The sequence below is a fragment of the Blastococcus sp. SYSU DS1024 genome, assembly GCF_054050795.1.
Genome location: NZ_JBJHAA010000018.1, coordinates 25,452 through 44,321, shown reverse-complemented (window position 1 = coordinate 44,321; position 18,870 = coordinate 25,452). Strand labels below are relative to the sequence as shown.

The following is an 18,870-nucleotide window of genomic DNA, read 5'->3' as shown; positions in this document are numbered from 1 at the left end:
CCATGACTTCTGCGAGCAGCCGATGAGCGCGCCCCTCAACCTGGTCAACCTCGAGCGGGTGCACAAGGCGCACGGCACCACCGTGGTCCTCGACGACGTCTCGCTCGGCGTCGCCGCCGGCGAACGGATCGGGATCGTCGGCCGCAACGGCGGCGGCAAGAGCACGCTGCTGTCGCTGATCACCGGTACCGACGACCCGGACTCCGGCCGGGTCACCCGCCGCGGGGACATCGCGATGGGGGTGCTCGACCAGTCCGGCACCCTCCCTCCGGGGGCGACGGTGCGCGACGTCGTGCTGCCGTCGTCGATGTTCGCCGCCGAGCACGAGTGGGCCGGCGACCCGGCCGTGCGTTCGGTGCTCACCGGGCTGGAGCTCGACCGGCTGGGCCTCGACGCGCCGGTCGCCCCGATGTCGGGTGGCGAGCGCCGGCGGGTGGCGCTGGCCGCCCAGCTCATCCGGCCGCTGGACCTGCTGGTGCTCGACGAGCCCACCAACCACCTCGACGTCGAGGGGGTGGCCTGGCTCGCCGAGTACGTGAAGCAGCGCAGCGGCGGCCTGGTCGTGGTCACCCACGACCGGTGGTTCCTCGACGAGGTCTGCACGACCACGTGGGAGGTCGCCGACGCGAGCGTCCACTCCTACGACGGCGGCTACTCGGCCTACACGCTGGCCCGGGCCGAGCGGGCGCGGATCGCCTCGGTCACCGAGGAGCGCCGGCTCAACCTGGTCCGCAAGGAGCTGGCCTGGCTGCGACGCGGCCCGCCGGCCCGCACGAGCAAGCCGCGGTTCCGCATCGAGGCGGCCCAGGCGCTGATCGCCGACGAGCCGCCGCCGCGGGACTCGATGGCGCTGAAGGGCTTCGCCGCCCGGCGCCTGGGCAAGACCGTCTACGACGTGGAGGACGTCGACTACGCCGTCCCCACCGAGGACGGTCCGCGCACCCTGTTCCAGGACCTGACCTGGCACGTCGGCCCGGGGGACCGGATCGGCATCGTCGGGGTCAACGGCGCGGGCAAGACGTCGCTGCTCAGGCTGCTCGTGGGCGAGACCGAGCCCGATGCCGGGCGCGTGGTGGTCGGCCAGACGGTGGCGCCGGCGTATCTGTCGCAGCACGTCACCGAGCTGCCGCGCACGCTGCGGGTGGTGGAGGCGGTGCAGGAGGTCGCCCGCGTCGCCCGGATCGGCAACCAGGAGATCTCCGCCTCGTCGCTCGCCGAGCGGTTCGGCTTCATGGCGAACCGGCAGTGGACGCCGGTCGGCGACCTCTCCGGCGGCGAGCGGCGTCGGCTGCAGCTGCTGCGCCTGCTCATGGCCGAGCCGAACGTGCTGATCCTCGACGAGCCCACCAACGACCTGGACATCGACACCCTGACGGCGCTGGAGGACCTGCTCGACAGCTTCCCCGGCACGGTGCTGGTGGTCAGCCACGACCGGTACTTCGTCGACCGGGTGTGCGACAAGGTCGTGGCCCTGCTCGGTGACGGGTCGCTGGCCGAGCTGCCCGGTGGGGTGGAGGAGTACCTGCGCCGCCGCGCGGCCGGCGGTGCCCCGCTGACCACGGCGGCCGGGGACGACGGCCCCCGTCCGGTCGGCGCCCCGTCGACGTCGGCCCCGGCGGTGTCGGCGGCCGAGGCCCGGGCGGCCAAGAAGGAGGCCGCCAAGCTGGAGCGGCGGATGCTCAAGCTGGACGGCGACGAGAAGAAGCTGCACGAGCAGCTGGCGGCGGCCGCCGCGGACTACGCGAAGGCGGCCGAGCTGGACACCCAGCTCAAGGCCGTGCAGGCCGAGAAGGAGCAGGTCGAGGAGGCCTGGCTGGTCGCCTCCGAGCTCGCCGAGGGCTGAGCGCCGCGCGGCCTGTCCGCTCCGGCGTCCTGGCTCAGCACACGGGGTCCTGGCTCACCGTCGACAGTGAGCCAGGACCCCTGTTGATCAGGTCACCTGATCAACATCAGGCGGCGGCTTCCGCCCGGTTGCGCTGGAGCAGCCGCAGGCCGACCACGAACGCCGGGACGGCGCCCAGCAGCATCAGGCCGGCGAAGAGCAGCGGCGTGAAGGTCAGCACCATCGCGAGCACCAGCGAGGCGACCGCCGGTGCGAGCAGCCACCAGCCGATGACCCCGGCACGGGCGAGCCCGATCGTCGCCACCAGCGGGCCGAGCAGGCCGAGCAGCGTGACGGTGCCGACGATCGCCATCCCGGTCGAGGAGTGGACGTCGGCGAACACGGCTTCGGCCGGCCCGGTGTCGAGCAGCCGGCCGATGGCGCCGACCCAGAAGTCGAACAGCACGTTGCCGGCGACGCTGACCAGTCCCACAGCCGCCGCGCGTGCTCGCCGCCGAGCTGCCCACCCGCGTCGTCGTGCTGACCACCTTCGACGAGGACGAGTACGTGGCGGCCGCGCTGCGCGCCGGTGTCAGCGGCTTCCTGCTCGAGGTCGCCCCGCCGGAGGACCTCGTCGCCGCCGTGCGCACCGTCGCCGCCGGGCAGGGGTTGCTCGACCCGGCGGTGACGCTGCGGGTCATCCGGTCCTTCGCCGCGGCACCGGCGCCCGACCCGGCCCGGGCCGGTGCCCTGGCCCAGCTGACCGAGCGGGAGACCGACGTCCTCGCACTGGTGGCGGCCGGGCCCTCCAACGCCGAGATCGCTGCCCGCCTGTACCTCGGCGAGGCGACGGTCAAGACGCACGTCAGCCGGCTGCTGCTCGAGCTCGGGCTGCGCGACCGGGTGCAGGCCGTGGCCTTCGCGTACGAGAGCGGCCTGGTCACGCCGGGCGGATGAACCGGTCCCGCCGATAAACTGCAGCTCACCGCCGGCCGTCGTCCGACGTCAGTGGTGTCCGAGCAGCCCCTGACTCCCGGAGACCCGTGCTCGCGCTCCTGCTCCTCCACCTGGTCGCCGCGGTGGCCGCACCCGTGCTGGTGCGCTGGTGGGGCCGGCAGGCGTTCCTCGCCCTCGCGCTCGTACCGGCAGCGGGGTTCGGCTGGGTGCTCGCGCAGCTGGGGCGGATCACCGACGGCGGCGAGGTCACCGAGACCGTCCCGTGGGTGCCCACCCTGCGCCTCGACATCGCCCTGCGGCTGGACTCCCTGGCGCTGGCGTTCGCGCTGCTGGTCACCGGGGTGGGCGCGCTGGTCATGCTCTACTGCGCCCGCTACTTCGAGCCCCGGGACGACGGGACGGGGCGGTTCGCCGGCACGCTCACCGCCTTCGCCGGCTCCATGCTGGGCCTGGTGGTAGCCGACGACCTGCTGCTGCTCTACGTGTTCTGGGAGCTCACCACCGTCTTCTCCTACCTGCTCATCGGCGGCTCGGGGACGAAGCTCGCCGCGCGCCGGGCGGCCGGCCAGGCGCTGATCCTCACCACCGCGGGTGGGCTGGCCATGCTGGTCGGGCTGATCATGATCGGCGAGACCAGCGGCAGCTACCTGCTCTCGGAGGTCGTCGCCGACCCGGGGAGCGGCCCGCTGCTGGTGGCCGGGACGATGCTCGTCGTCGTCGGTGCGGTGACCAAGTCGGCGATGGTGCCGTTCCACTTCTGGCTGCCCGCCGCGATGGAGGCGCCCACCCCGGTCAGCGCCTACCTGCACGCGGCCGCGATGGTGAAGGCGGGGATCTACCTCGTGGCCCGGCTGGCGCCCGGGTTCGCCGACGTGCCCGGCTGGCGTCCGGTGGTGCTGGGGCTGGGGCTGGCCACCATGCTCGTCGGCGGCTACCGGTCGCTGCGGCAGAACGACCTCAAGCTCCTGCTCGCGTTCGGCACCGTGAGCCAGCTGGGCTTCCTCATGACGCTCGTGGGCGCCGGTAGCCGCGAGCTGGCGGCCGCCGGCCTGACGATGACCCTGGCGCACGCGCTGTTCAAGTCGACGCTCTTCCTCACCGTCGGGGTCATCGACCACGCCACCGGCACCCGCGACCTGCGCCGGCTGTCCGGGCTCGGCCGGCGGCTGCCCGTGGTGGCGGTCATCGGCACGCTGGCCGCGCTGAGCATGGCCGGCGTCCCGCCGCTGCTCGGCTTCGTGGGCAAGGAGGCGGCGTTCACCGCGCTGTGGGACGGCGGGCTGCCCGACCGCACGGCGGCCGTCGCACTCCTCGTCGGCCTGGTGCTCGGCTCGGTGCTCACCGCGGCCTACACCTTCCGCTTCCTGTGGGGCGCCTTCGCCCGCAAGCCCGGGCTGCCGGCCACCGCCCCCGCGGAGCTGGTCCACCCGCCCACCCCGCTGTTCCTGCTGGCCCCCGCCCTGCTGGCGCTGACCGGGCTGGTCGCCGGGCCGGCCAGCCCGCTGCTGGAGCCGCTGGTCGCCGGGTACGCCGACGGGATGCCGCTGGTGGCCGAGGAGGCCGAGAAGCTCGCGCTGTGGCACGGCTGGCAGCCGGCCCTGGCGCTGTCGGCGCTCACCCTGCTCGGCGGCGCGGCCCTGTTCACCGCGCGGTCGGCGGTCTTCCGCTTCCAGCAGCGGCGGGCCGTCGGGACCTCGGCCGACGAGGGCTACTGGAACACCATGCAGACGCTGGACCGGCTCGCCGTGCTGGTCACCGGCACCACCCAGCGGGGCTCGCTGCCGGCCTACCTCGGCACCATCCTCGTCGTCGTCCTCGCCCTGCCCGGCTCCGTGCTGCTGTTCCGGGCGCCGTGGCCGGGGGAGTGGCGGGCCTGGGACACCCCCATCCAGGCGCTGGTCGGCGCGGTGGTGCTGCTGGCCGCCGCCATGGGGCTGCGGATCCACCAGCGGCTCTCGGCGGTGCTGGCCGTGGGCGTCACCGGCTACGGCCTCGCCGTCCTCTTCGCCCTGCAGGGCGCGCCCGACCTCGCCCTCACCCAGTTCCTCGTCGAGACGCTGACCCTGGTCGTCTTCGTGCTCGTGCTGCGCAAGCTGCCCAAGGACATCTCCGAGCGGCACCGCCCCGGCGAGCGCGCGGTCCGCGGTGCGATCGCCGTGGGCGTGGGGCTGCTCATGGGGGCGGTCGGGGCGGTGGCGCTCAGCGCCCGCGACGCCACGCCGGTGTCGGTCGACTACCCGGAGGCCGCCTACGAGCTCGGCGGTGGGCAGAACGTCGTCAACGTGACCCTGGTCGACATCCGCGCCTGGGACACCCTCGGCGAGATCTCCCTGCTGGTCGTGGCCGCCACCGGTGTGGCCAGCCTGGTCTTCCTCCGGCGGCGCACCGGCGTCGTCCAGCGGCTGGACCCGGTGCGGACGGCGCGGGACGCCCGGCGGTCGCGCCGGGCGCCCCGGCGGCAGTGGCTCTCGGCGACGGTGGCGCTCGCCCCCGAGCGGCGGTCGGTGGTGCTCGAGGTGATCACCCGGGTCCTGTTCCACACGATCGTCGTCTTCTCCGTCTACCTGCTGTTCAGCGGGCACAACCAGCCCGGGGGCGGGTTCGCCGGGGGGCTGGTCGCCGGGCTGGCGCTCGTGCTGCGCTACCTGGCCGGCGGCCGTTACGAACTCGGCGAGGCGGCGCCGGTCGACCCCGGGCTGCTGCTGGGCGCCGGCCTGCTGTTCGCCGGCGGGACCGGGGCGCTCGGGCTGGTGCTCGGCGTCGAGGTGCTGCAGACGGCGATCCTCGAGACGACGCTGCCGGTGCTCGGCGACGTCAAGCTGGTCACCTCGCTCTTCTTCGACATGGGGGTGTACCTGATCGTGGTGGGCCTGGTGCTCGACGTGCTGCGCAGCCTCGGGGCCGAACTCGACCGCCAGGCCGACGAGAAGGACCCGATCGACGGCGCCCCCGGTGAGGTGGTCCTCCGATGACCCCCACCGTCGTCCTGCCGGTGATCGTCGCGGGCCTCTACGCGGCCGGCGTCTACCTGCTGCTCGACCGCAGCCTCACCCGCGTGCTGCTGGGCTTCCTGCTGCTGGGCAACGCGACGAACCTGCTGCTGCTCTCCAGCGGTGGTCCGGCGCGGCTGGCGCCGATCGTGGGGGTCGCCGAGCCGGAGGAGATGAGCGACCCGCTCCCGCAGGCGCTGGTCCTCACCGCGATCGTGATCACCTTCGGCATCGCGGCCTTCCTGCTCGCGCTGATCTACCGCTCCTGGCGGCTGGTGCGCCAGGAGGTCGTCGGCGTCGACGAGGAGGACCGGCGGGTGGCCGCCCGGTCCGGCACCGACGCCGACGAGATCGACCCCGACGACCTGGCCCCGGAGGACCGGCCGGCCGCGCACGCCGACAGCCTGCACGGCGAGGGGGACGACGTGGAGGAGCTGCTCCGGCGGCACTACGCCGGGATCGCGTCCGACGACGTCGATCTGCCGGCCGCCCGGCGGCGACGCCGGTGACCGGCGTCCTCAGCCCGCTGCCGGTGCTGCTGCCGCTGCTGGGCGCGGCGGCCGCCCTGCTGGTCGGCGGCGCCCACCCGCGGGCGCAGCGCACGCTCAGCATCCTGGTGCTCAGCACGGTCCTCGCCGTGTCGGTCGCGCTGCTGGTCCTCGCCGACGAGCAGGGGGCGGTGGCCGTCTCGCTGGGCGGGTGGGAGGTGCCGCTGGGCATCGTGCTGGTCGTCGACCGGCTGTCGGCGCTGATGCTGGTGGTCGCCTCGACCGTGGGCCTGGGCGTGCTCGTCTTCGCGGTCGGCCAGGGTGCGGCCGACGGCGACGAGGAGGCGCCGGTGTCGATCTTCCACCCGACGTTCCTGGTGCTCATGGCGGGCGTGGCCAACGCGTTCCTCGCCGGCGACCTGTTCAACCTCTACGTCGGCTTCGAGATCCTGCTGACCGCCAGCTACGTTCTGCTGACCCTGGGGGGATCGGCACCGCGCATCCGCGCCGGTGTCACCTACATCGTCGTCAGCCTGCTGAGCTCGCTGCTGTTCCTCGCCGCCATCGCCCTCGTCTACGCCGCCACCGGGACCGTCAACATGGCGCAGCTCGCCGGCCGGCTGGGGGAGCTGCCGGAGGGCACGCAGCTGCTCATCCACTCGCTGCTGCTGATCGCCTTCTCGATCAAGGCGGCGGTGTTCCCGCTGTCGGCCTGGCTGCCGGACAGCTACCCGACCGCGCCGGCCCCGGTCACCGCCGTCTTCGCCGGGCTGCTCACCAAGGTCGGCGTCTACGCGATCATCCGCACGCAGACCCTGCTCTTCCCCGGCGGCGGGCTGGACACGGTGCTCATGTGGGCCGCTCTGGCCACGATGCTGATCGGCATCCTCGGGGCGGTGGCCCAGGCCGACATCCGGCGGATCCTGTCGTTCACGCTGGTCAGCCACATCGGCTACATGGTGTTCGGCATCGCGCTGGCCTCCCGGGCCGGGCTCGCGGGCGCCGTCTTCTACGTCGTCCACCACATCGCCATCCAGACCACGCTGTTCCTCGTCGCCGGGCTGGTCGAGCGGCAGGGCGGGGCGACCGCCGTCGACCGGCTCGGCGGGCTGGCGAAGGCGTCGCCGCTGCTCGCCGTCCTCTTCTTCGTCCCCGCCATGAACCTGGCCGGGATCCCGCCGTTCTCCGGGTTCATCGGCAAGCTCGGGCTGCTGGAGGCGGGCGTGGCCGACGGCGGGTGGCTGCCGCTGGTCCTCGTGGCCGCCGGTGTGGTCGCCAGCCTGCTCACGCTGGTGGCGATCTCGCGGGTGTGGAGCCGCGCCTTCTGGCGGCCGCCGGCCCAGGCGCCGTCCGCGGACACCGACGAGGCGGCGGCGGCCGACGCCGGGCCGGAGCTCTCCCCGGAACCGCTGCCCCAGCCCCCGACGCCCGAGCCCGGTGAGGCGCAGGCCGACGGGCCCGGTCCGACCGACGAGCTCGAACCCACGCCGACGCCCGCCTCCGCGCCCGCGGCCTCGGCGTCCGGTGGCCGCGCCGCCGCCCGGCGCGCCGCGTGGCAGCGGCACACCGCGGTGGCGACGGCGACCACGCCGGCCACCGACGGGCTCGGGGAGGACCCGGAGCGCGCCCGGCCGGACCGGCCGCTGCCGCGGGTCATGCTCGCCTCGACCGCGGCGATGGTCACCGTGACGGTCGCCCTGACCGCGCTCGCCGGTCCGCTGTACGCGGTGGCCGACCGCGCGGCCGGCGATCTGCGGGACCGCACGCCCTACGTCGAGGCGGTCTTCGGTGCGGAGGAGGCCCCGTGACCGGCGCCCCGGCCCCGGCCGGCCGCGGTGGGCTGGTCTACCAGCTGCGGCACCAGCTGCCCCTGCTGGTCTGGCTGGTGCTGGTCTGGAACCTGCTGTGGGGCACGTGGTCGTGGGCCAATCTGCTGTCCGGGCTCGCCGTCGCGCTCGCCGTGATCCTGCTGCTGCCCCTGCCGCCGGTGGAGGGAGGGCTGACCGTGCGCCCGGTGCGGCTGCTCGCCTTCGTCGGCACCTTCGTCGTCGACCTCGTGACCTCCGGGGCGGAGGTGGCGTGGCAGACCATCCGGCCGCGGGGCATCAGCCGGAGCGCGATCATCCGGGTGCAGCTGCGCACGGACTCCGACCTGCTGCTCACCATCATCTCGGAGGCGCTGACCCTGGTGCCCGGCTCGATGGTCATCGACATGGACCGCGAGCAGCGGACGCTGGCGGTGCACATCCTCCACGTGGAGGACGAGCGCGGCATCGAGCGGCAGCGGACCTCGGTGCTCACCATGGAGGAGCGGGTGGTGCGCGCCTTCGGCTCCCCCGCCGAGGTGGCCGCCGTGACCGGCGGCGCGCCCACCGACCGCGACGGCGACGGGCGGCGGACGCCGTGACCGCCGTCTACTGGGCCACCTACCTGCTGCTGGGCGCCGGGGCCCTGCTCGCGCTCGTCCGGCTGGCCCTGGGGCCGTCGCTGCTCGACCGGGTGGTCGCCACCGACACCCTGCTGGTGATCATCGCCGCCGGGCTGGCCGTGCACGCGACGCTGGATCGGGACCCCACGGTGGTGCCGGTGCTGGTGGTGGTGTCGCTGCTGGCGTTCGTCGGCTCGGTCTCGGTGGCCCGCTACGTCGGCGGCATGCTCATCCACTCGAACCTGAGCACCCAGGGGCTCGACGCGGACGACCGGCCCCCGGGCGGGGAGGAGTCACGGTGAACGGGATCGAGACCGCGGGGGACGTGGTCGCCGTCGTCCTGGTGCTGCTGGGCGCGTTCCTGTGCCTCACCGCCGGGCTGGGGCTGCTGCGCTTTCCCGACGTGCTCGCCCGGATGCACGCCGGCACCAAGCCCCAGGTGCTGGGCGTGCTGCTGATCATGATCGGCGGTGCGATCCGGCTGCAGGGCTGGTCGGCGACGTGGATGCTCCTGCTGGTCGCCGTCTTCCAGATGCTCACGGCTCCGGTGAGCGCGCACATGATCAGCCGGGTCGCCTACCGGCGGCGGCACGTGCGTCGCGACCTCCTGCTGGTCGACGAGCTGCACACCGAGCGGCGGCCGGACCGGGTGTACCGCGGCGACGAGCCGGCCGACGCACCGCCGGAGGAGCCGGGGCGGGCACTGGCCGAGAGCCGCCGCGAGGAGCGGGAGGACGGGGCGCGCTGAGCGGCACGCCCCGTCCCGCCGCCAGGATCAGCGCTGGGCGCGGTTGACCGCGGAGACGACGGCGCGCAGCGAGGCGGTGACGATGTTCGGGTCGATCCCGACCCCCCACAGCACCCGCTCGCCGACGGCGCACTCGACGTAGGCGGCGGCGCGCGCGTCACCACCGGCGGACATGGCGTGCTCGGCGTAGTCGAGGACCCGGACGTCGACGTCGACGGTCCGCAGCGCATCGACGAACGCCGCGATCGGTCCGTTGCCGCGGCCCTCGACGGTCACCGGGACGCCGTTGTCGACCAGCTCGACGACCATCTCGTCGAGCTGGTCGCCGTGCGCGGTGTGCCGGTGCCCGGTGAGGGAGAACCGGCCCCAGGGGGCGACGGGGTCGGGCAGGTACTCGTTGCTGAAGGCCGTCCACATCTGCTGGGCGGTGACCTCGCCGCCCTCGTCGTCGGTGTGCCGCTGGATGACGGCGCTGAACTCGATCTGCAGCCGGCGCGGCAGGTCCAGGTGGTTCTCGGTCTTCATGATGTAGGCGACGCCGCCCTTGCCGGACTGGCTGTTCACCCGGATCACGGCCTCGTAGCTGCGGCCGACGTCCTTGGGGTCGATCGGCAGGTACGGCACCGCCCACGCCTGCTGCTCGACGGGGACGCCGGCGGCCTGCGCGTCGGCCTCCAGGGCCCTGAAGCCCTTGTTGATGGCGTCCTGGTGGGAGCCGGAGAAGGCGGTGTAGACGAGGTCGCCGCCGTAGGGGTGCCGCTCGTGCACGCCGAGCTGGTTGCAGTACTCGACGGTGCGGCGGATCTCGTCGATGTCGGAGAAGTCGATCTGCGGGTCGATCCCCTGGCTGAACAGGTTCAGCCCCAGGGTGACCAGGTCGACGTTGCCGGTGCGCTCGCCGTTGCCGAACAGGCAGCCCTCGATGCGGTCGGCGCCGGCCCGGTAGCCGAGCTCCGCGGCGGCCACGGCGGTGCCGCGGTCGTTGTGCGGGTGCAGGCTGAGGACCACCGAGTCGCGCCGGCCCAGGTTCCGGTGCATCCACTCCACCTGGTCGGCGTAGACCGTCGGTTCGGCCATCTCGACCGTGGCCGGCAGGTTGAGGATCGTCGGCCGCTCGGGCGTGGGCTCCCAGACGTCGGTGACGGCGTTGCAGATCTCGACGGCGAAGTCGAGCTCGGTGCCGGTGAAGGACTCGGGCGAGTACTCGAACCGGATGTCGGTGTCAGCCATCTGCTCGGCGAGCTTGCGGACCACCTGGGCGCCGTGGACGGCGATGTCGACGATCCCGGCCCGGTCGGAGGCGAAGACGACCCGCCGCTGCAGGGTGGACGTGGAGTTGTAGAGGTGCACGATCGCCTGCTTCGCGCCCTGCAGCGACTCGAAGGTGCGCTCGATCAGCTCGTCGCGGGCCTGGGTGAGCACCTGGATCGTCACGTCGTCGGGGACCAGGTCGTCCTCGATCAGCTGGCGGACGAAGTCGTAGTCGGTCTGGCTCGCCGCCGGGAACCCGACCTCGATCTCCTTGTAGCCCATGCGGACCAGCAGCTCGAACATCCGGCGCTTGCGGTCGGGCGTCATCGGGTCGATCAGCGCCTGGTTGCCGTCGCGCAGGTCGACGGCGCACCACCGCGGCGCCTGCGTCGTCACGGTGTCGGGCCAGGTGCGGTCGGGCAGCGCCACGGGGGTGAAGGGGGCGTAGCGGTGGATCGGCATGCCGGACGGCTGCTGGGGGTTGCGGGCGTGCGGGTGGGTCTCGCTCATGGGGGAGGGCTCCTGGTGCGGGCTGCCGTGCGCGGAGTGCGCACGGCTCCGGGGGCGGTCAGCGGACGCCGGGGACGCCGGAACCCCGCGGCGAGGGAGCCGACCTAGGAGAGGGCCTCGCCGCGGCGGCTAAGCAGGAGGCTGCCGCGCACGCGCCCACGGTAGCAGCGACTCGACGCGGTGGCGGATCGGCCGCACCGTCCCGGGGGCGTGCCGCCCTGGTGACCGCGGCCGGTGCGGTCCGGTGGTGGCGCGCTCAGCTCTCCTCCGGTGCCTCGCGCGGACGGTTCCGGGCCAGCAGCTCCTCACCCCGGGTGCCCGCCGTCAAGGGGGCGCGGGAGAGCCACGCCGCCTGGGCGATCTCGAAGCCGGCGATGGGCACGGTGAACAGCTGCAGCGCGATCGCGACCAGCAGGGTGGCGACCGCGGCGGCGCCGGGGGCCAGCACGACGACGCCCAGCAGCACCGACACCAACCCCAGGCTGGCCGCCTTGGCGACCGCGTTCGCCCGGTTGTAGACGTCGGGCAGGCGGAGCAGCCCGACCGCGGCCACCGCGATCAGGAGCACGCCGGTGCCGACGAACACACCGCCGATCACCTCCTGCACCGTCACGACGACCGTCTCCCGCCGGCGAGCCGGGCGAAGGCGACCGTGGCGAGGAAGCCGACGAGCGTGGCGACCAGCACCAGGTCGAGCATCGCCGGCGCGTCCAGGCGGACCGCGAGCAGCGCGATCGCGGCGATCACGACCGCGAAGCCGAAGTCCACGCCCAGGGCGCGGTCGACGTCGCTGGGACCGCGGGCGATGCGGATCGCCGCCACCACCAGGGACAGCGCCAGGACGACGAGCGCCGCGTCGAGCAGGACCATGCGGGTCACCTCCGGGAGGAGTCGGACGGGGGAGCGGGGGGAGGGGGGAGGGGCCGGGAGACGGCGAGCAGCCGCCGGTCCAGCTCCAGCAGCTCGGCCCGGAAGGCGCCGGGGTCGGCGGCGTGCATGCCGTGCACCAGCAGCGCGCGGCGGTCGGCGGTCAGGCCGACCGCCATGGTCCCCGGGCTCAACGTGACCAGGCTCATGAGCGAGGCGAGCTCGAGCCGGCCGTGGTCGTGCACCGGCACCTCCACGACGGCGGGCGCGAGGTCGCTGCCCGGGGTGAGGATCTCCCGGGCGACCCGAACGTTGGCCTGCACGAACCGCACCGCGTACCAGGCCAGGAAGCTCAGCAGACGCACGGTCCGCCGTGCCGGCCGGCTCACCGCCCGCTCACCGCGCTCACGTAGGCGGTCGTGTCCGCCAGCCCCTCGGCGGCGGCGGTCGATGCGGCGAGCAGCGGCTCGGCCCAGACGCCGAGCACGAGGGCCGGGCCGACCAGCAGCAGGGCCGGGACGACCAGCGCCGGCCGTACCCGGGTGCGCACCGCGGCCGGTCCGGGCTCCTCCCCGTCCCCGGGACCGGGCTCCCAGAAGACCCCGTTCCAGATCTTGAGCATGGAGACGAGGGTCAGCAGGCTGACGCCCGCCACGGCGGCGACCGCGACGTACCGGCCCTCGCTCGCGGCCGCGGAGGCCAGCCCCAGCTTGGCGACGAAGCCGGAGAGCGGGGGCAGGCCGACGAGGGCCGACGCCGACACCGCGAAGGCGATCGCCAGCAGGGGGTCGCGGCGGGCGAGCCCGCCGAGCCGGCCCAGCTCGCCCGTCCCGTGACCGACCTCCACCGCCCCGGCGCAGACGAGTAGTGCCGCCTTGACGAACACGTACTGGACGAGGAAGAACACCGCGGCCGCCAGCCCGGCCACGGTGGAGAGCGCGAGGCCGACCAGCACGTACCCGATCTGGCTCACCATGTGGAAGGTCAGGATCGGCCGCACCGCCTTCTCCCCGATCGCGCCGAGCGCGCCGACGGCCATGGTCGCCACGGCGACGAGGAGCAGCACCCAGGTGTACCGCGGATCGCCGTCGAACACGACGGACCACAGCCGGACCAGCGCGTAGACGCCGACCTTCGTGAGCAGCCCGGAGAACAGGACGGTGACCGCCGGGCCGGTGGCCGAGTAGCTCACCGGCAGCCAGCTGTGCAGGGGGACCACCGCGGACTTCGCCGCCAGGGCCACCAGGACGACGGCGCCGGCGGCGGCGGCGCCCGTGGAGGCCGCCGCCGCACCGGCGAGCTCGCCGATGTTGACGGTCCCGGTGATGCCGTAGAGCAGCGCCACCCCGCCGAGGAACACCGTGGAGGCCAGCAGGTTCACCGTGACGTAGACCCCGCCCGCGGCCAACCGCTGCCCCCGCCCGGCGGCGACGAGGAGCACGTAGCTCGGCAGCAGCATGACCTCGACGAACACGAAGAGGTTGAACAGGTCCGCGGTGAGCAGCGCGCCGTAGACACCGGTGGAGAGCACCAGGGTCATCGGCAGGAACCACGGGTCGGCGTCCTCCCCGGTCGCGGCCGCGAAGGCCAGCCCGGCGAGCACGAGCACCGCGGTGACCAGCAGCAGCAGCGCGGAGAGGACGTCGGCGACGAGGGTGATCGCGATGCCGGGCGGCCAGCCACCCAGCCGGAGCACCGGCAGCCGGCCGTCCACCGCACCGGCCAGCAGCAGGGCCCCGACCACGGCGACGCCGGCGCTGACGCCCCAGGCGAGGGCGCGTGCTGGCGTCCGCGAGGTGCCCCGGAGCAGGACCAGCAGCCCGGCGACGGCGAGCGGTGCCACCACCGGGGCGCCCAGCAGCACGCTCACCGGTCCTCCCCGGTCGCGGTCCGCGCGGCGGCGTCGTCCTCCGTAGGCGGAGCCGCCCGATCGCCGTTCCCGGACCCGGCGCGGAGCAGGGCGAGCAGGTAGACGGTGACCGCGAAGGCGATGACGATCGCGGTGAGCACGAATGCCTGGGGAAGAGGGTCGGCGGTGCGCGCCGGGTCCCCCTCGCCGACGAGGGGGACGTCCCGGCGGTCCATCCCACCCGCCGCCACGAGCAGGACGTTGACCGCGTGCCCCAGCAGCACGAACCCGAGCACGACCCGGACCAGGCCGCGCTGCAGCAGCAGGTAGGCGCCCGCGGCCACGAGGACCCCGACGGCCAGCGCGGCGGTCACGCGGCGCTCCCCGCGGCCGACGACGCGCGGCGGGGCGGCGCAGCCCCTGTCCCGTCGTCAGGGGCACCGGGACCCGCCGCACCCAGCCGGTCGAACGCGGCCACCAGCAGCCCCAGCACGAGCATCAGGACGCCCAGGTCGAACACCAGCGCGGAGCCGATCCCCACCGAGGACAGCACCGGCACCTCGTAGGGGGTGAGGAAGGCATCCCCGCCCAGCACCGGCACCAGCCCGCTGCCCAGGGACACCAGCAGCCCGCCACCCACGAGCGGCAGCGGGCGCAGCGCGGGAGGGAGTCCGGGGAAGCCGTGCGCCACCTGGTGCACGCCGACGGCGATCCCCGCGGCCAGCGCCGCGATGAAGCCACCCCCCGGTGCGTCGTGGCCCCGCCAGAGCAGCCAGGCCGACAGCACCGCCATCCCGGGCACGAGCACGCGGGCGCCGTGGCGGAGCACGAGCCCGCCGTCGCGCTCCTCCGCGCGGGGGGTGGTCCCGGTCCGGCTGGGCGCCGTGCCGCTGCCGAGCAGTGCGAGCAGGCCGACCGCCGCCGCGCCGAGCACGACCGCCTCGCCGAGCGTGTCGGTGGCGCGGAAGTCGACCAGGATGGTGTTGACCACGTTGCTCCCCCCGGTCTCGGGGACCGCGGACTCGAGGTGGTAGGCACCGGCGCCGGACAGGCCCCGGCGCCCGGTGAGCGCGGCGGTGGCGGCCGCGGCGGCCGCGCCGAGGGCCACGGCCAGCCCGGCGGCGGGCAGGGCGCGCCACCGGGGCGTTCGTGGCAGCTCGCCGGGCAGGCGGCGCAGGACCAGCACGGCCACCACCGTCGTGAGGATCTCGACGAGCAGCAGCGTCAGCGCCACGTCCGGTGCGCCGCTCAGCAGGAACCAGACGGCCACCACCAGCCCGGTCAGCCCGACCAGGCCGAGCGCGGCGAGGGCGGAGCGGGCCACCACCGCGGCGGCGACGGTGCCGGTGAGCAGCAGGACGACCGGCCAGTCCAGGGCCCGTCCGGTCGGCCGGGACGGTGCCAGCCCGTCCACGCCGGCCACCGCCACGGCGGCGAGGAGCAGGAGTGCGAGCAGGGGCCGGACCAGGTGGGGTGCCAGGGCGCTCGTGCGGTCCGGGCGGCCGACGGCCGCCCCGATGTGCAGCAATCCGTCGTGCAGGCGGTCGAACCAGGCCGCGCCGTCGGGCAGCCGCATGCGCAGGGCGCGGTCGACCGGGGTGCGCTGCCAGAAGAGGAGCAGCCCCAGGGCGATGGTGACGGCGGAGAGGACCAGCTCGGGGCTGAGGCCGTGCCAGGCGTGCACCGACGGCGGGTCGGCCGCCGGCAGCGATGCCCGGGTGGCGGCGTCGATCAGGGGATCGAACAGCGCCACGGCCGGGCCCAGGGCGAGCGCCGCGACGGCGGCCACGGCCGCCGGCGCCAGGAAGGAACGGGTGGGGTCGTGGAGCTCCGGCTGCCGGGTGGGGCCGCCGAAGGCACCGTGGACGATCCGCGCGCTGTAGGCGAAGGTCAGGGCGGAGGCCAGCACCGCGACGCCGACGGCCAGTGGACCGGCCCAGGGGGTGACGTCCGCGCTGAGGAAGCCCTGGAACAGGTACTCCTTGCTGACGAAGCCCAGCAGCGGCGGCACGCCGGCCATGGACAGCGCCGCCAGCCCGGTGAACGCCGCCGTCCAGGGCATCACCCGCCACAGCCCCGAGAGCTCCCGCACGTCCCGGCGGCCGGTCTGCTTGTCGATGATCCCGACGAGCATGAACAGCGTCGCCTTGAACAGCGCGTGCGCCATCGTGTGCAGCAGCGCCGCGGCGAGGGCCGTCGCGGTGCCGACCCCGATCGCCGCGACCAGCAGCCCCAGCTGGCTGACCGTCGACTGGGCGAGCAGCGCCTTGAGGTCGTGCTCCCGCAGCGCCATCACGGCGCCGGTCAGCGCGGTGGCCAGCCCGACGGTGAGGAGCGTGGCCGACCAGGCGGGCTGCCCGGCGAACAGCGGGCTGACGCGGATGAGCAGGTAGACGCCCGCCTTCACCATGGTGGCCGCGTGCAGGTAGGCGCTGATCGGGGTCATGGCCACCATCGCGCCCGGCAGCCAGAAGTGGACCGGTAGCTGGGCGGACTTGGTGAGGGCGGCGACGACCACGAGGGCACCGATGGGCAGGGCCAGCGGGGACTCCAGCACCACGGCGGGCTCGGCGAGGACGGCCGACAGCCGGGTGGTGCCGGTGACGGTGGCGAGCAGGACCGCGGCCACGAGCAGGGCCAGGCCGCCCGCGACGGTGATGACCAGGGCCCGGCGCCCCGGGCGCGCGGCCACGGCGCCCGCGGTCGACACCAGCGCGAAGGAGCAGAGCGTCGTGAGCTCCCAGAACACGTACAGCAGGACCACGTCGTCGGCCAGGACCAGCCCGACCATGGCCAGGGCGAACGTGGTGAGCAGCGGGTAGACCGGCCCGCGGGCGGTGGCGTCGCCCACGTACCGGGCGCAGTAGGCCATCACCAGCGACCCCACGCCCAGCGCGACCAGGGCGAAGACGACGGAGACCCCGTCCAGCCGCAGCGCCAGGGAGACGCCCAGGGACGGCAGCCAGTCGACGGACCACTCGACCACGCCGCCGCCGAGCACCGCGCCCATGGAGCCGGAGACCAGCACGCCGGCGACGGCGAGGAAGCCGACGGCCAGCACGTAGCCGGCGTCGCGGCCCAGCCGGCGGGTCAGCAACGGTGCGGAGACGGCCAGCGCGGCGAGGGCCGCGAGGGCGATCACCGGCGTCATGGGTGGGCGTGGAGGCTGCCTGGTGGTGCGGGCACGCGGACACGAAGAGGCACGGGGACTCTCCTGAGCGGTCGGCTACGGAGGACCTGCCGACCAGACTTCCCGGCGCACCCGGCACGGCGATGCCCCGTCCACCGCGCGTCTACACACGGTCGGTCGCGCCCTGGGTCAGAAGGCCTTGCGCAGGCGCAGCCGCAGGGGCCGGCCGTCGGGGTCGACCAGCAGCCGGTAGACCGGTGCCGCCCACAGCCGGGTGTGCCAGGGCAGCTTCTCCGGGCGGTGCGGGCGGAGCCGGCCGGGTGGCCGTGGCCCGTGGCGACCGCGGTCGTGCCACTCGGCCAGGGCGGTCGCCCGCTCCTCGAGCGTGGCGACGAAGCGCGCCGGGTCCACGAGCAGGTCGTCGTCGCTGCCGTCCTCGGCCAGGTCCAGGTGCTCGCGCGCCAGCTCCAGCCGCAGGTCCCGCGCGAAGGTGCGGGCGCCGTCCCCGGTCCCGCCCGGGTCCCGCGGCTCGCGGGGGTCGCGCGTGGTGTCGAGGACGGCGGTGGAGAGCTCGCTGTCGTGCGTCCAGGAGCGCCGGTTGAAGTTGTCGCTGCCGATGCTGGCCCACACGTCGTCGACGACGCACACCTTGGCGTGCACGTACACCGGCGTCCCGGCGTGGTTCTCGACGTCGAAGACGTGCACCCGCTCCTGGCCTCCCGCCCGCACGCACAGGTCGATCGCCTGCCGGCGGCCCACCGTCTGCGGCGTCGCCGAGAACGCGCCCTCCTGGTCGGGGATGCGGGGCACGACCACCACCAGGTGGAGGTCGGGGTTGTCCTGGAGGGCGTCGGCGAACAGCTGGGCGACCTCCGACGACCACAGGTACTGGTCCTCCAGGTAGACCAGCCGCCGCGCCCGCTTCACCGCTTTGGAGTAGCCGCGGGCGATCGAGCGCTCCCCCTCGGGCGCGAAGTCGTAGCGCGGCAGGATCTTCGGGTAGGTGCGCAGGATCTGGACCAGGTGCGGCCCGGCCGGCGGTGGCGGGGGCAGCTCGGGCGGCAGCGGGGCGGTGTCCAGCCGGGCCCCGCGGAACCGCCCGACGACGTAGGCGATCGGATTTCCCTGCACCGGGCTGGTCGGGTCGTCCCACCGCTCGCGGAAGCTCGTCTCCAGCACGGCGACGGCGGGCCCGCGGACCTCCGCCTGGACGTCGTGCCACGGCGGGGTCGGGCCGTACCCGGAGGCCATCTCCACCGCCTGCGGGTCCCCACCGTGCCGGGCGTCGTCGCGGCGGCTGTGGCACAGGTCGATGCCGCCGGCGAACGCGACGTCCCGGGAGGGATCGGCGGGGCACCGGATGATCACCACCTTCTGGTGGTGGCTGCCGAACCGGCGCACGCGCTGGTCGAGCACGACCCGGCCGCCGTCGGCCTCGATCTCCCGGTCCAGCGACCGGTTCTGCTCCTTGCTGTAGGAGAGCGCGTCGGTGTGCGAGCGCCACACCAGGCCGCGCACGTCGACGCCGCGGTGCGCGGCCGCGCTGAACAGCTCGTTGACGGTGGGCCCGTCGGGGCGCAGCCGCTCGTCGGGGTCGCCCCGCCAGTCGGTGAACCAGATCCGGTCGCCCTCGCCCAGCTGCTCGACCACCTCGACGAGCCGGTCGAAGTACGCCGCGCCGTGGACCAGCGGCCGGACCAGGTTGCCCTCAGTCCAGGCGGGGACGGCGGCGCCGCGGTTGTGGCGCTCCTCCGAGGTGAGCAGCCACCGGTGCGGATCGTCCACCCGGTGATCACATCGGTCGGGCGCGGGAGATGCAACCGCTCGGCC

17 protein-coding genes are annotated in these 18,870 nt (G+C 74.5%); 8 read left to right on the top strand and 9 right to left on the bottom strand.

What is annotated here, in order from left to right:
* The first annotated feature begins 22 nt into the window (after positions 1–22).
* On the top strand, positions 23–1,843 hold the full coding sequence (locus tag ACI79S_RS15845; protein WP_456594403.1) for an ABC-F family ATP-binding cassette domain-containing protein: 1,821 nt from the start codon (positions 23–25) through the stop codon (positions 1,841–1,843).
* A gap of 106 nt (positions 1,844–1,949) precedes the next feature.
* Here ACI79S_RS15845 and ACI79S_RS15840 read toward each other — a convergent pair whose 3' ends face one another.
* On the bottom strand, positions 1,950–2,315 hold the full coding sequence (locus tag ACI79S_RS15840; protein WP_456594402.1) for a hypothetical protein: 366 nt from the start codon (positions 2,313–2,315) through the stop codon (positions 1,950–1,952).
* Between the two features lie 11 nt (positions 2,316–2,326).
* Between ACI79S_RS15840 and ACI79S_RS15835 the strand changes: the two genes are divergently transcribed.
* The 7 genes from ACI79S_RS15835 (at position 2,327) to mnhG (ending at position 9,433) form a co-directional block, all read left to right on the top strand.
* A complete protein-coding gene (locus ACI79S_RS15835) occupies positions 2,327–2,779 on the top strand; it encodes a LuxR C-terminal-related transcriptional regulator (protein ID WP_456594401.1) in 453 nt (150 codons plus the stop codon).
* Positions 2,780–2,865: 86 nt separating this feature from the next.
* Entirely contained in the window at positions 2,866–5,751 is a 2,886-nt protein-coding gene (locus ACI79S_RS15830; RefSeq protein ID WP_456594400.1) for a Na+/H+ antiporter subunit A, read from the top strand.
* The gene (locus ACI79S_RS15825) at positions 5,748–6,278 is read left to right on the top strand and encodes a Na(+)/H(+) antiporter subunit C (RefSeq protein ID WP_456594399.1); all 531 of its coding nucleotides are present in this window, start codon (positions 5,748–5,750) and stop codon (positions 6,276–6,278) included. Before ACI79S_RS15830 ends, ACI79S_RS15825 begins: the two co-directional genes overlap by 4 nt.
* Positions 6,275–8,065: a Na+/H+ antiporter subunit D gene (locus tag ACI79S_RS15820; RefSeq protein WP_456594398.1), complete on the top strand. Its 1,791-nt coding sequence runs from the start codon at positions 6,275–6,277 to the stop codon at positions 8,063–8,065. The genes ACI79S_RS15825 and ACI79S_RS15820 overlap by 4 nt, the downstream gene beginning before the upstream one ends.
* Complete coding sequence (locus ACI79S_RS15815) at positions 8,062–8,664, top strand: Na+/H+ antiporter subunit E (RefSeq protein ID WP_456594397.1); 603 nt, start codon at positions 8,062–8,064, stop codon at positions 8,662–8,664. The genes ACI79S_RS15820 and ACI79S_RS15815 overlap by 4 nt, the downstream gene beginning before the upstream one ends.
* Positions 8,661–8,987, top strand: a complete 327-nt coding sequence (locus ACI79S_RS15810) for a monovalent cation/H+ antiporter complex subunit F (protein WP_456594396.1) — start codon at positions 8,661–8,663, stop codon at positions 8,985–8,987. The genes ACI79S_RS15815 and ACI79S_RS15810 overlap by 4 nt, the downstream gene beginning before the upstream one ends.
* Complete coding sequence (gene mnhG / locus ACI79S_RS15805) at positions 8,984–9,433, top strand: monovalent cation/H(+) antiporter subunit G (RefSeq protein WP_456594395.1); 450 nt, start codon at positions 8,984–8,986, stop codon at positions 9,431–9,433. Before ACI79S_RS15810 ends, mnhG begins: the two co-directional genes overlap by 4 nt.
* Positions 9,434–9,460: 27 nt before the next feature.
* Here the strand turns inward: mnhG and leuA are convergent, their stop codons facing one another.
* The 8 genes from leuA to ACI79S_RS15765 all read right to left on the bottom strand — a co-directional run bounded on the left by leuA (position 9,461) and on the right by ACI79S_RS15765 (position 18,825).
* Positions 9,461–11,194, bottom strand: a complete 1,734-nt coding sequence (gene leuA, locus ACI79S_RS15800) for a 2-isopropylmalate synthase (protein ID WP_456594394.1) — start codon at positions 11,192–11,194, stop codon at positions 9,461–9,463.
* Between the two features lie 256 nt (positions 11,195–11,450).
* The gene (locus ACI79S_RS15795; RefSeq protein WP_456594393.1) at positions 11,451–11,807 is read right to left on the bottom strand and encodes a cation:proton antiporter; all 357 of its coding nucleotides are present in this window, start codon (positions 11,805–11,807) and stop codon (positions 11,451–11,453) included.
* On the bottom strand, positions 11,804–12,064 hold the full coding sequence (locus tag ACI79S_RS15790) for a monovalent cation/H+ antiporter complex subunit F (protein WP_456594392.1): 261 nt from the start codon (positions 12,062–12,064) through the stop codon (positions 11,804–11,806). The genes ACI79S_RS15795 and ACI79S_RS15790 overlap by 4 nt, the downstream gene beginning before the upstream one ends.
* Positions 12,065–12,069: 5 nt before the next feature.
* Entirely contained in the window at positions 12,070–12,450 is a 381-nt protein-coding gene (locus ACI79S_RS15785; protein WP_456594391.1) for a Na+/H+ antiporter subunit E, read from the bottom strand.
* A complete protein-coding gene (locus ACI79S_RS15780) occupies positions 12,447–13,931 on the bottom strand; it encodes a monovalent cation/H+ antiporter subunit D family protein (RefSeq protein ID WP_456594390.1) in 1,485 nt (494 codons plus the stop codon). The genes ACI79S_RS15785 and ACI79S_RS15780 overlap by 4 nt, the downstream gene beginning before the upstream one ends.
* The gene (locus ACI79S_RS15775; protein ID WP_456594389.1) at positions 13,928–14,284 is read right to left on the bottom strand and encodes a sodium:proton antiporter; all 357 of its coding nucleotides are present in this window, start codon (positions 14,282–14,284) and stop codon (positions 13,928–13,930) included. Before ACI79S_RS15775 ends, ACI79S_RS15780 begins: the two co-directional genes overlap by 4 nt.
* On the bottom strand, positions 14,281–17,061 hold the full coding sequence (gene mbhE / locus ACI79S_RS15770; RefSeq protein ID WP_456594388.1) for a hydrogen gas-evolving membrane-bound hydrogenase subunit E: 2,781 nt from the start codon (positions 17,059–17,061) through the stop codon (positions 14,281–14,283). Before mbhE ends, ACI79S_RS15775 begins: the two co-directional genes overlap by 4 nt.
* 168 nt (positions 17,062–17,229) lie before the next feature.
* Positions 17,230–18,825, bottom strand: a complete 1,596-nt coding sequence (locus ACI79S_RS15765) for a phospholipase D family protein (protein ID WP_456594387.1) — start codon at positions 18,823–18,825, stop codon at positions 17,230–17,232.
* Positions 18,826–18,870: the final 45 nt, after the last annotated feature.

Bases quoted from the DNA above. Each gene is read 5' to 3' on its own strand.
- ACI79S_RS15845 (WP_456594403.1), top strand. From the start codon at position 23: ATGAGCGCGCCCCTCAACCTGGTCAACCTCGAGCGGGTGCACAAGGCG.
- ACI79S_RS15825 (WP_456594399.1), top strand. From the start codon at position 5,748: ATGACCCCCACCGTCGTCCTGCCGGTGATCGTCGCGGGCCTCTACGCG.
- leuA (WP_456594394.1), bottom strand. From the start codon at position 11,194: ATGAGCGAGACCCACCCGCACGCCCGCAACCCCCAGCAGCCGTCCGGC.
- ACI79S_RS15790 (WP_456594392.1), bottom strand. From the start codon at position 12,064: ATGGTCCTGCTCGACGCGGCGCTCGTCGTCCTGGCGCTGTCCCTGGTG.
- mbhE (WP_456594388.1), bottom strand. From the start codon at position 17,061: ATGACGCCGGTGATCGCCCTCGCGGCCCTCGCCGCGCTGGCCGTCTCC.